This window comes from Pseudomonas sp. Irchel s3h14, assembly GCF_900187425.1.
Lineage (GTDB): Bacteria > Pseudomonadota > Gammaproteobacteria > Pseudomonadales > Pseudomonadaceae > Aquipseudomonas.
The window spans coordinates 92219-104077 of the sequence record NZ_FYDJ01000017.1 but is presented as its reverse complement, the minus strand read 5'-3'; the positions used below and the strand labels follow the sequence as shown (position 1 = coordinate 104077).

The 11859-nt window shown below is 54.5% G+C and carries 11 protein-coding genes and 4 tRNA genes; all 15 read left to right on the top strand.

The features are described from left to right. Positions 1-214 precede the first annotated feature (214 nt). The 15 genes from birA (at position 215) to rpoB (ending at position 11834) form a co-directional block, all read left to right on the top strand. A complete protein-coding gene (birA, locus tag CKW16_RS24930; RefSeq protein ID WP_095131485.1) occupies positions 215-1174 on the top strand; it encodes a bifunctional biotin--[acetyl-CoA-carboxylase] ligase/biotin operon repressor BirA in 960 nt (319 codons plus the stop codon). Further along, positions 1164-1913: a pantothenate kinase gene (locus CKW16_RS24925; protein WP_095131483.1), complete on the top strand. Its 750-nt coding sequence runs from the start codon at positions 1164-1166 to the stop codon at positions 1911-1913. The genes birA and CKW16_RS24925 overlap by 11 nt, the downstream gene beginning before the upstream one ends. Positions 1914-1920: 7 nt before the next feature. Next, the gene (locus tag CKW16_RS24920; RefSeq protein ID WP_095131481.1) at positions 1921-2361 is read left to right on the top strand and encodes a hypothetical protein; all 441 of its coding nucleotides are present in this window, start codon (positions 1921-1923) and stop codon (positions 2359-2361) included. Between the two features lie 142 nt (positions 2362-2503). Then, positions 2504-2588, top strand: a tRNA-Tyr gene (locus tag CKW16_RS24915). Positions 2589-2611: 23 nt separating this feature from the next. After that, positions 2612-2685: transfer RNA gene (locus CKW16_RS24910), tRNA-Gly, on the top strand. Positions 2686-2711: 26 nt separating this feature from the next. Next, positions 2712-2787, top strand: a tRNA-Thr gene (locus CKW16_RS24905). An 84-nt stretch (positions 2788-2871) separates the two neighbouring features. Further along, positions 2872-4065 (top strand): elongation factor Tu, encoded by a 1194-nt coding sequence (tuf, locus tag CKW16_RS24900; RefSeq protein ID WP_007896619.1) that lies wholly within the window; start codon positions 2872-2874, stop codon positions 4063-4065. 53 nt (positions 4066-4118) lie between these two features. Then, positions 4119-4194, top strand: a tRNA-Trp gene (locus tag CKW16_RS24895). 45 nt (positions 4195-4239) lie between these two features. After that, entirely contained in the window at positions 4240-4608 is a 369-nt protein-coding gene (secE, locus tag CKW16_RS24890; RefSeq protein WP_008145488.1) for a preprotein translocase subunit SecE, read from the top strand. A gap of 9 nt (positions 4609-4617) precedes the next feature. Continuing rightward, positions 4618-5151: a transcription termination/antitermination protein NusG gene (gene nusG / locus CKW16_RS24885; RefSeq protein ID WP_007896622.1), complete on the top strand. Its 534-nt coding sequence runs from the start codon at positions 4618-4620 to the stop codon at positions 5149-5151. Positions 5152-5268: 117 nt separating this feature from the next. After that, the gene (gene rplK, locus CKW16_RS24880; protein ID WP_003210097.1) at positions 5269-5700 is read left to right on the top strand and encodes a 50S ribosomal protein L11; all 432 of its coding nucleotides are present in this window, start codon (positions 5269-5271) and stop codon (positions 5698-5700) included. Then, positions 5700-6395: a 50S ribosomal protein L1 gene (gene rplA, locus CKW16_RS24875; RefSeq protein ID WP_007896626.1), complete on the top strand. Its 696-nt coding sequence runs from the start codon at positions 5700-5702 to the stop codon at positions 6393-6395. Before rplK ends, rplA begins: the two co-directional genes overlap by 1 nt. A gap of 198 nt (positions 6396-6593) precedes the next feature. Further along, a complete protein-coding gene (rplJ, locus tag CKW16_RS24870) occupies positions 6594-7094 on the top strand; it encodes a 50S ribosomal protein L10 (protein ID WP_008145489.1) in 501 nt (166 codons plus the stop codon). Between the two features lie 80 nt (positions 7095-7174). Further along, positions 7175-7540 (top strand): 50S ribosomal protein L7/L12, encoded by a 366-nt coding sequence (rplL, locus tag CKW16_RS24865; RefSeq protein ID WP_008145490.1) that lies wholly within the window; start codon positions 7175-7177, stop codon positions 7538-7540. 220 nt (positions 7541-7760) lie between these two features. Continuing rightward, entirely contained in the window at positions 7761-11834 is a 4074-nt protein-coding gene (gene rpoB, locus CKW16_RS24860; protein ID WP_095131480.1) for a DNA-directed RNA polymerase subunit beta, read from the top strand. Positions 11835-11859: the final 25 nt, after the last annotated feature.

The window sequence follows — 11859 nt, the reverse complement described above, 5'->3', positions numbered from 1 at the left end:
TCCCGAACTCAGCAGTGAAACGATGCATCGCCGATGGTAGTGTGGGGTTTCCCCATGTGAGAGTAGGTCATCGTCAAGATTAAATTCCGAAACCCCTATCTGCGTATGCAGGTAGGGGTTTTGTTTTGTCCGCAGGAAAACTGCCCTGTAGGGTTTCTATGCAATGGCGCGGGGCATGGCTATCATGCGGGCCTCATTGTGAGGCGAGACTTGCATGCTGACATTGTTAAAGCTTCTTAAAGATGGCCGATTCCATTCGGGTCAGGCCTTGGGTGTCGCCTTGGGTGTCAGTCGTAGTGCCGTTTGGAAGCAGCTTCAGCATTTAGAAGCTGAGCTGGGGTTATCCATTCATAAGGTGCGGGGTCGCGGCTATCAACTGGCTGCGCCATTGACGCTGCTTGATCCTGTCGAGATAAGAGAGCAGGCGCCTTCTTGTGATTGGCCCATCCTGGTTTTCGATTCAATTGACTCCACTAATGCCGAGGCTTTGCGCGCCATAGAGCGGGGGCAGGCGGCACCCTTTCTGGTGCTTGCCGAACGGCAAACTGCAGGGCGCGGGAGGCGTGGACGTAAATGGGCGAGTCCATTCGCGGAAAACATCTATTACAGCCTCGTGTTGCGTATTGAAGGTGGGATGCGTCAGCTGGAAGGCTTGAGTCTTGTTGTTGGGCTCGCCGTCATGCAGGCCCTGCGTGAGCTGGGTATTTCGGGGGCTGGATTGAAGTGGCCCAACGATGTTCTGGTTGGTCAGAAGAAGATCGCCGGGATATTGCTCGAGCTGGTGGGAGATCCTGCTGATGTGTGTCACGTTGTGCTGGGTGTGGGAATTAATGTGAACATGCAGATTACCGATGAGGTAGATCAGCAGTGGACGTCTATGCGGCTAGAGTCGGGTAAGGTGTTTGATCGAAATCACTTGGTCGGGGAGTTGGGCGCGATGCTCCAGGCATATCTGTCTCGTCATCAAGTCGACGGATTTTCAGCTATCCAGGCAGAGTGGGAGCAAAATCATCTCTGGCAGGGGCGGGCCGTGTCGTTGATCGCAGGTGTTAACCATATAGATGGCGAAGTGCTGGGTATTGATAGTCAGGGTGCTCTGCGCTTGAAGGTGGGTGGTGTGGAAAAAGTCTTTAGTGGTGGTGAGCTCAGTCTGAGGTTGCGTGATGATTCTTGAGCTCGACTGCGGAAACAGTTTTATCAAGTGGCGTGTGCTCGACGCGGATGTTCGGCGGGTGGTTGGCGAGGGCGTCGTTGATTCGGATCTCGCTTTGTTGGAGAGCTTGAAAACGCTCAAGGGGCTCGCCCTCAAGTTTTGTCGGTTGGTCAGTGTCAGGACCGCAGAAGAGACCGGTGCACTGATTTCTCTGCTGACAGAAGCTTTTGGTGTGTCGGTGGTATGTGCAGCGCCGTCCCGCGAGATGTCCGGGGTTCGTAATGGCTACGAGGAGTTCGAGCGGTTAGGGCTCGACCGTTGGCTAGCGATGCTTGGGGGATTCCAACTGGCTTCGGGTGCGTGCCTTGTGCTTGATTTTGGTACGGCTGTTACTGCGGACTTCATCTCTAGGGATGGAGAGCACCTCGGAGGGTTTATATGCCCGGGAATGCCTCTGATGCGAAACCAATTGCGTACTCACACCCGTAGAATTCGTTATGGCGATCTAGCGGCTGAGCGCGCTCTGGAAAGTCTTGTTCCTGGTCGGACAACTGTCGAAGCGGTCGAGCGGGGATGCTCGTTGATGCTGAGAGGCTTTGTCCTGACACAGCTAGAGTTGGCGCGTAGCTATTGGGGGGATGATTTTGCTGTGTTCCTCACTGGAGGAGATGCAGGCCTGGTTTCCGAGATCGTGCCTGAGGCCAGGGTGGTTCCTGATCTGGTGTTTGTAGGTTTGGCTATGGCGTGCCCCTTGTCGTGAGGTTTTTATGCGTTGGTTGTTTCTGCTGCTGCTTGTTCTCAATGTGTTCTATTACATCTGGCACCAACAAGAGGCTCCTCTGCGTGCGAAGGATGTAACCCCTTTGAATTTATATAGGGGTTCGCAGCAGGATATTCGCTTGTTGAGTGAAACGACTGACGCGGCTCGTGATAAAGGAAAGCCTGCCCAGGCAGACGATGGATGCCTCTATCTTGGCGGTTTTACTCGTCAGGAGGCAGCTCAGGCGGTTGAGCGGCGATTGAGCGGCATGGAAATCAAATTTGAGTCCTTGCTGAGGCCTCCAGCCGACTCTGATGGTTACTGGGTGCGTGTGGCACCAGAAAGCCGGCGTTGGCTGGATGACTCGCAGCTGAAAAACCTTTCTAGAGAATTCAATGAGTTAAAACATAAAATAATGCCGTGCGAGGGGGTTGCGCCCGCCGAATAGTTTGCATAGAATGGCGCCCGCTTCGCAGTGAAGACCTTTAACGGTTAGCACTGCAAGGTGATGTCAACGCAGCTAACCTCAGGTTTTTAATGAGAAAATGCTTGACAGAAGGCTGGCATGATATAGAATGCCGGCTCGCTTAGGAGGGGTTCCCGAGCGGCCAAAGGGATCAGACTGTAAATCTGACGTCTACGACTTCGAAGGTTCGAATCCTTCCCCCTCCACCATTTTTAGCGAGAGCTGCAAGCTCGCGGGTATAGTTTAGTGGTAGAACCTCAGCCTTCCAAGCTGATGATGCGGGTTCGATTCCCGCTACCCGCTCCAAGTTTGCAGATCCTGCGCGGCGTTACGCTCTTGTAGCTCAGTTGGTAGAGCACACCCTTGGTAAGGGTGAGGTCAGCGGTTCAAATCCGCTCAAGAGCTCCATATAACAAGGCAGATATGAAAATATCTGCCTTTGTTTTAATGGCTTGTTTGACCTGCTCAATTCTTCTCCTAGGGGTGATTTTGATGGCTAAGGAAAAGTTCGAACGTAATAAGCCTCACGTCAACGTTGGTACCATTGGTCACGTCGATCACGGTAAAACTACTCTGACTGCTGCTTTGACCCGCGTCTGCTCCGAGGTTTTCGGTTCGGCAAAGGTTGACTTCGACAAGATCGATAGCGCCCCTGAAGAAAAAGCTCGTGGTATTACCATCAACACCGCTCACGTTGAGTACGATTCGGCTGTGCGTCACTACGCGCATGTTGACTGTCCAGGTCACGCTGACTACGTAAAAAACATGATTACCGGTGCTGCTCAGATGGATGGCGCGATTCTGGTTTGCTCGGCCGCAGATGGTCCGATGCCGCAAACCCGTGAGCACATCCTTCTGTCTCGCCAGGTTGGCGTTCCGTACATCGTTGTCTTCCTGAACAAGGCTGACATGGTCGATGATGCTGAGCTGCTGGAGCTGGTTGAGATGGAAGTGCGCGACTTGCTGAGCACTTATGATTTCCCAGGTGATGACACTCCGATCATCATTGGTTCGGCGCTGATGGCGCTGAACGGTCAAGACGACAACGAGATGGGCACTACTGCCGTCAAGAAGCTGGTCGAGACTCTGGATAGCTACATTCCGCAGCCTGAGCGCGCTATTGATAAGCCGTTCCTGATGCCGATCGAGGATGTTTTCTCGATCTCCGGTCGCGGTACTGTTGTGACTGGTCGTGTTGAGCGTGGCATTGTCCGCATTCAGGAAGAAGTTGAGATTGTTGGTCTTCGTGACACTGTCAAAACTACTTGCACTGGTGTTGAGATGTTCCGCAAGCTGCTCGACGAGGGTCGTGCTGGCGAGAACTGCGGCGTATTGCTGCGCGGTACCAAGCGTGATGATGTTGAGCGTGGCCAGGTACTGGTCAAGCCGGGCACTGTCAAGCCGCATACCAAGTTCACCGCTGAAGTTTACGTTTTGAGCAAGGAAGAGGGTGGTCGTCATACGCCATTCTTCAAAGGCTACCGTCCACAGTTCTACTTCCGGACCACTGACGTGACCGGTAACTGCGAACTGCCGGAAGGCGTTGAAATGGTGATGCCAGGTGATAACGTCCAAATGACGGTCACTCTGATCAAAACCATCGCAATGGAAGATGGTCTGCGTTTCGCCATTCGTGAAGGCGGTCGTACCGTCGGTGCTGGTGTCGTTGCTAAGGTTATCGAGTAAATTGTTGTAATGTCTTTTTCGGGCCGGCATAATGGTCGGCCTGATTTTGTTTTAGGTCAGTAGCTCAATTGGCAGAGCGACGGTCTCCAAAACCGTAGGTTGGGGGTTCGATTCCCTCCTGACCTGCCAGATTCACTTGGTGTGTCTGGCTTTCTTTTCACAGGATCTTCATAGATGACTCCTAAAGCTGAAGCTCAAGGCTCTCGCTTCGATCTGCTCAAGTGGCTAGTAGTAGTTGCTTTGGTGGTTGTTGGCGTTGTTGGCAATCAGTATTACTCTGCTTCGCCGATCCTGTACCGCGTACTTGCTTTGCTCGCCATTGCTGCTGTAGCTGCCTTTGTAGGCCTGCAGACGGTCAAGGGCAAGTCTTTCTTTGTACTGGTTAAGGAAGCTCGCACCGAGATTCGTAAAGTCGTATGGCCAACTCGCCAAGAAACCACGCAGACCACGTTGATTGTTGTGGCTGTTGTTCTGGTTATGGCGTTGCTGTTGTGGGGGCTTGATTCCCTGCTCGGCTGGCTTGTTTCCTTGATTGTCGGCTAAGGGTGTCCCGTGGCTAAGCGTTGGTACGTTGTGCATGCTTACTCCGGTTACGAGAAGCATGTCATGCGCTCGTTGGTAGAGCGCGTAAAGCTGGCTGGCATGGAAGATGGCTTCGGCGAAATTCTGGTTCCCACTGAAGAAGTGGTTGAAATGCGTAATGGCCAGAAACGCAAAAGCGAGCGCAAGTTCTTCCCAGGTTATGTGCTGGTTCAGATGGACATGAATGAGGGTACTTGGCACTTGGTCAAGGATACTCCTCGGGTGATGGGTTTTATCGGCGGTACTGCTGATAAGCCTGCACCTATTACAGATAAAGAGGCAGAAGCGATTCTGCGTCGCGTTGCTGATGGTAGCGACAAGCCGAAGCCGAAGACGTTGTTCGAGCCAGGTGAGTCGGTACGCGTCAATGACGGTCCGTTTGCCGACTTTACCGGCACGGTCGAAGAAGTTAACTACGAGAAGAGCCGGATCCAAGTGGCGGTGCTCATTTTCGGTCGCTCTACTCCGGTAGAGCTAGAGTTCAGCCAGGTCGAAAAAGTCTAGCTGAGCAAGCATCCCAACCCCGCAGCCCTAGGCTGTGGGGTTTTGTCGTCACTGGGATAAACGCGCAAGTAACCGGGGAGCCTTTCGAGGCGTTCGAACCCGTAATTGGAGTGCCTCATGGCCAAGAAGATTACCGCTTACATCAAGCTGCAAGTGAAGGCCGCTCAGGCTAACCCAAGCCCACCTGTTGGTCCTGCTCTGGGTCAGCACGGCGTGAACATCATGGAATTCTGCAAGGCTTTCAACGCCCGTACTCAGGGTATTGAACCAGGTCTGCCGACTCCAGTGATCATCACTGTCTACAGCGACCGTAGCTTCACTTTCGAAACCAAATCCACACCTGCTTCGGTTCTGCTGAAGAAAGCTGCTGGCCTGACTAGCGGTTCCGCTCGTCCGAACACAGTTAAGGTTGGCACCGTTACCCGTGCTCAGCTGGAAGAAATCGCGAAAACCAAAAACGCGGATCTGACTGCAGCTGATATGGACGCGGCCGTGCGTACTATCGCCGGTTCTGCTCGTAGCATGGGCCTTAACGTGGAGGGTGTGTAATGGCTAAGTTGACCAAGCGTCAAAAGGCTATCGCCGGCAAAATCGAAGCAGGCAAGTCCTACAACTTTGTAGACGCTGCTGCTCTGCTGGCTGAGCTGTCGACCGTCAAGTTCAGCGAGTCGTTCGACGTTGCTGTAAACTTGGGTGTTGACCCGCGTAAATCCGACCAGGTCGTTCGTAGCGCTACTGTGCTGCCACACGGCACTGGCAAGACCGTTCGCGTTGCTGTGTTCACTCAGGGTCCAGCTGCTGAGGCCGCTTTGGCTGCCGGCGCTGACCGTGTAGGTATGGACGATCTGGCTGCCGAAATGAAAGGCGGCGACCTGAACTATGACGTAGTTATCGCATCCCCGGATGCAATGCGCGTTGTTGGTCAGTTGGGTCAGATCCTGGGCCCACGTGGCCTGATGCCTAACCCTAAAGTCGGCACCGTAACGCCAGACGTAGCTACCGCGGTTAAGAACGCCAAGGCTGGTCAGGTTCGTTATCGCACCGACAAAAACGGCATCATCCACACCTCCGTTGGCAAGGTTGGCTTCGACGCCGTCAAGCTGAAGGAAAACGTTGAAGCCCTGATCGCTGATCTGAAGCGTATCAAGCCTGCTTCCTCGAAAGGTATTTACGTCAAGCGCGTTACCCTGAGCACCACCATGGGTCCAGGTCTGGTCATCGACCAAGGCTCGCTCGACGCGTAAGACACAGGTTGGCGCAAGCGATTGCGCCAATTGAAAGATTGGGGTCCCTGCCTGGCGGGGGCTATCCAAGACCGTAGGCGACGCAAGTCTTAAACCTCAAGCCTACGCAGATGGTGCTCCCGGTTCCTTACCGAATCAGACACCAAAACGACATCTGGCCTCGGTTGGATGAAACGGTAACAAGCAGGAGTTTTTCCCGTGGCAATTAAACTTGAAGACAAGAAGGCCATCGTCGCTGAAGTCAACAAGGCTGCCCAAGTTGCTCTGTCCGCTGTCGTGGCTGATGCCCGTGGCGTAACAGTAGGCGCTATGACCGGACTCCGTAAAGAGGCTCGTGAAGCTGGCGTTTACGTACGTGTTGTACGTAACACCCTGCTCAAGCGCGCCGTTGCTGGCACTCAATATGACGTGCTCAACGACGTGTTCACCGGCCCGACCTTGATTGCATTCTCCAAAGATCATCCGGGCGCTGCTGCTCGTATCTTCAAAGAGTTCGCAAAAGGTCAGGATAAGTTCGAGATCAAGGCAGCTGCGTTCGAGGGCAAGTTCCTCGCAGCTAATCAGATCGACGTACTGGCAAGCCTGCCGACCCGTGACGAAGCAATTTCTCAGCTGATGAGCGTGATTCAAGGCGCAACCAGCAAATTGGCTCGTACTCTGGCGGCTCTTCGCGACCAGAAAGAAGCTGCCGCAGCCTAAGGCTGAGCGACTCCTTTCAGCGTTTATTGTTTATTTCGATGGCCGCGTAGGCTGTCACCCCAATACAGGAATTTATAGTCATGTCTCTGACTAACGACCAAATCATCGAAGCAATCGGCGAAAAATCCGTTCTGGAAATCGTTGAGCTGATCAAGGCCATGGAAGAGAAGTTCGGCGTTTCCGCTGCCGCTGCTTCCGCTGGTCCAGCTGCTGTCGCTGCCGTTGTTGAAGAACAAACTGAATTCAACGTCATGCTGCTGGAAGCTGGCGAGAAGAAAGTTAACGTGATCAAGGCAGTACGTGAACTGACCGGTCTGGGCCTGAAAGAAGCCAAGGCTGTAGTTGACGGCGCTCCTGGCGTTGTTCTGGAAGCTGTTTCGAAAGACGCAGCTGACAAAGCAAAAGCCACTCTGGAAGAAGCAGGCGCTAAAGTCGAGCTGAAGTAAGCATCGACTTTGCGTCTCCAGCCCGAGCGTTAAGCGAAAGGCTGATGGCTGGTGGCTCTTGCCACCGGCCTTTTTCCGTTATTGGCAGCCGACTGGGTCGGTGCTGATAACGAGCTGTAACCACCCGATGCGGTGGCGCAAACCATGGGGTTTGCACGATTTTCTGGCTGCTCCCGTCGGGAGGGGCCAAACAAGCAGGTGACCAAGCTGGGGAACGCTGATGGCTTACTCATATACTGAGAAAAAACGTATCCGCAAGGACTTTAGCAAGTTGCCGGACGTCATGGATGTGCCGTACCTCCTGGCCATCCAGCTGGATTCGTATCGTGAATTCTTGCAAGCGGGAGCGACTAAAGATCAGTTCCGCGACGTGGGCCTGCATGCGGCCTTCAAATCCGTTTTCCCGATCATCAGCTACTCCGGCAATGCTGCGCTGGAGTACGTCGGTTATCGCCTGGGCGAACCGGCATTTGATGTCAAAGAATGCGTATTGCGCGGTGTAACTTACGCCGTACCTTTGCGGGTAAAAGTGCGCCTGATCATTTTCGACAAAGAATCGTCGAACAAAGCGATCAAGGACATCAAAGAGCAAGAAGTCTACATGGGTGAAATCCCCCTGATGACTGAGAACGGTACCTTTGTAATCAACGGTACCGAGCGTGTAATCGTTTCCCAGCTGCACCGTTCCCCGGGCGTGTTCTTCGACCACGACCGTGGCAAGACGCACAGCTCCGGCAAACTGTTGTACTCGGCACGTATCATTCCTTACCGCGGTTCGTGGTTGGACTTCGAGTTCGACCCGAAAGACTGCGTATTCGTGCGTATCGACCGTCGTCGCAAGCTGCCTGCATCGGTACTGCTGCGCGCGCTCGGTTATACCACTGAAGAAGTGCTCGACGCGTTCTACACCACCAACGTCTTCCACGTGCAAGGTGAAAATCTCAGCCTGGAACTGGTGCCTCACCGCCTGCGTGGTGAAATTGCTGTCCTGGATATCCTGGATGACAAAGGCAAGGTTATTGTCGAGCAAGGTCGTCGTATCACTGCTCGCCACATTAACCAGCTGGAAAAAGCCGGGATCAAAGAGCTGCAAGTGCCTCTGGACTACGTCCTGGGTCGCACTACCGCCAAGGTCATCGTGCATCCGGCAACCGGCGAAATCCTGGCAGAGTGCAACACCGAGCTGAACACCGAGATCCTGGCGAAAATCGCCAAGTCCCAGGTTGTTCGCATCGAAACTCTGTACACCAACGATATCGACTGCGGTCCGTTCGTTTCCGACACTCTGAAGATCGACTCCACCAGCAACCAATTGGAAGCGCTGGTCGAGATCTATCGCATGATGCGTCCAGGCGAGCCGCCAACCAAAGACGCAGCCGAGACTCTGTTCAACAACCTGTTCTTCAGCCCTGAGCGCTATGACCTGTCTGCGGTCGGCCGGATGAAGTTCAACCGTCGTATCGGTCGTACCGAAATCGAAGGTTCGGGCGTGTTGTGCAAGGAAGACATCGTCGCGGTTCTGAAGACTCTGGTCGACATCCGTAACGGTAAAGGCATCGTCGATGACATCGACCACCTGGGTAACCGTCGTGTTCGCTGCGTAGGCGAAATGGCCGAGAACCAGTTCCGCGTTGGCCTGGTACGTGTTGAGCGTGCGGTCAAAGAGCGTCTGTCGATGGCTGAAAGCGAAGGCCTGATGCCGCAAGACCTGATCAACGCCAAGCCAGTGGCTGCGGCGGTGAAAGAGTTCTTCGGTTCCAGCCAGCTTTCCCAGTTCATGGACCAGAACAACCCGCTGTCCGAGATCACCCACAAGCGTCGTGTTTCTGCACTCGGCCCTGGCGGTTTGACTCGTGAGCGTGCTGGCTTTGAAGTTCGTGACGTACACCCGACTCACTACGGTCGTGTATGCCCGATTGAAACGCCGGAAGGTCCGAACATCGGTCTGATCAACTCCCTGGCCGCTTATGCGCGCACCAACCAGTACGGCTTCCTCGAAAGCCCGTACCGTGTGGTGAAAGACGCTCTGGTCACCGACGAGATCGTGTTCCTGTCCGCCATCGAAGAAGCTGATCACGTGATCGCTCAGGCTTCGGCCACGATGAACGACAAGAAAATGCTGATCGACGAGCTGGTAGCTGTTCGTCACTTGAACGAGTTCACTGTCAAGGCGCCGGAAGACGTCACTTTGATGGACGTTTCTCCGAAGCAGGTAGTTTCGGTTGCAGCGTCGCTGATCCCGTTCCTCGAGCACGATGACGCCAACCGTGCGTTGATGGGTTCGAACATGCAGCGTCAAGCTGTACCAACCCTGCGCGCTGACAAGCCGCTGGTCGGTACTGGCATGGAGCGTAACGTAGCTCGTGACTCCGGCGTTTGCGTCGTGGCTCGTCGTGGTGGCGTTATCGATTCCGTCGACGCCAGCCGTATCGTGGTTCGTGTTGCTGATGATGAAGTTGAAACCGGTGAAGCTGGTGTCGACATCTACAACCTGACCAAATACACCCGCTCCAACCAGAACACCTGCATCAACCAGCGTCCGCTGGTGCGTAAAGGTGATCGGGTTCAGCGTAGCGACATCATGGCTGACGGCCCGTCCACCGACATGGGTGAACTGGCGCTGGGTCAGAACATGCGCATCGCGTTCATGGCCTGGAACGGTTACAACTTCGAAGACTCCATCTGCCTGTCGGAACGAGTTGTTCAAGAAGACCGCTTTACCACGATCCACATTCAGGAACTTACCTGTGTGGCACGTGACACCAAGCTTGGGCCAGAGGAAATCACTGCAGACATCCCGAACGTGGGTGAAGCTGCACTGAACAAACTGGACGAAGCCGGTATCGTTTACGTAGGTGCTGAAGTTGGCGCAGGCGACATCCTGGTTGGTAAGGTCACTCCGAAAGGCGAGACCCAGCTGACTCCGGAAGAAAAACTGCTGCGTGCCATCTTCGGTGAAAAAGCCAGCGACGTTAAAGACACCTCCCTGCGCGTGCCTACCGGCACCAAGGGTACCGTCATCGACGTACAGGTCTTCACCCGCGACGGCGTTGAGCGTGATGCTCGTGCACTGTCGATCGAGAAGACTCAACTCGACGAGATCCGCAAGGACCTGAACGAAGAGTTCCGTATCGTTGAAGGCGCCACTTTCGAACGTCTGCGTTCCGCTCTGGTCGGCCACAAAGCCGAAGGCGGCGCCGGTCTGAAGAAAGGTCAGGAAATCACCGACGAAGTTCTCGACGGTCTTGAGCATGGTCAGTGGTTCAAACTGCGCATGGCTGAAGATGCTCTGAACGAGCAGCTCGAGAAGGCTCAGGCCTACATCGTTGATCGCCGCCGTCTGCTGGACGACAAGTTCGAAGACAAGAAGCGCAAGCTGCAGCAGGGCGATGACCTGGCTCCAGGCGTGCTGAAAATCGTCAAGGTTTACCTGGCAATCCGTCGCCGCATCCAGCCGGGCGACAAGATGGCCGGTCGTCACGGTAACAAAGGTGTGGTCTCCGTGATCATGCCGGTTGAAGACATGCCGCACGATGCCAATGGCACCCCGGTCGACGTCGTCCTCAACCCGTTGGGCGTACCTTCGCGTATGAACGTTGGTCAGATCCTTGAAACCCACCTGGGCCTCGCGGCTAAAGGCTTGGGTGAGAAGATCAACCGGATGATCGAAGAGCAGCGCAAAGTCGCTGAGCTTCGTAAGTTCCTCGACGAGATCTACAACCAGATCGGCGGTCGTAACGAAGATCTGGATAGCTTCTCCGACCAGGAAATCCTGGATCTGGCGAAGAACCTGCGTGGCGGCGTTCCAATGGCCACTCCAGTGTTCGACGGCGCCAAGGAAAGCGAAATCAAGGCCATGCTGAAACTGGCAGACCTGCCAGAAAGCGGCCAGATGCAGCTGACCGACGGCCGTACCGGCAACAAGTTCGAGCGCCCGGTTACTGTTGGCTACATGTACATGCTGAAGCTGAACCACTTGGTAGACGACAAGATGCACGCTCGTTCTACCGGTTCGTACAGCCTGGTTACTCAGCAGCCGCTGGGTGGTAAGGCGCAGTTCGGTGGTCAGCGTTTCGGGGAGATGGAGGTCTGGGCACTGGAAGCATACGGTGCTGCTTACACTCTGCAAGAAATGCTCACAGTGAAGTCGGACGATGTGAACGGCCGTACCAAGATGTACAAAAACATCGTGGATGGCGATCACCGTATGGAGCCGGGCATGCCCGAGTCCTTCAACGTGTTGATCAAGGAAATTCGTTCCCTCGGCATCGATATCGATCTGGAAACCGAATAACACGTGACGCGAATCGAGAGCGGGG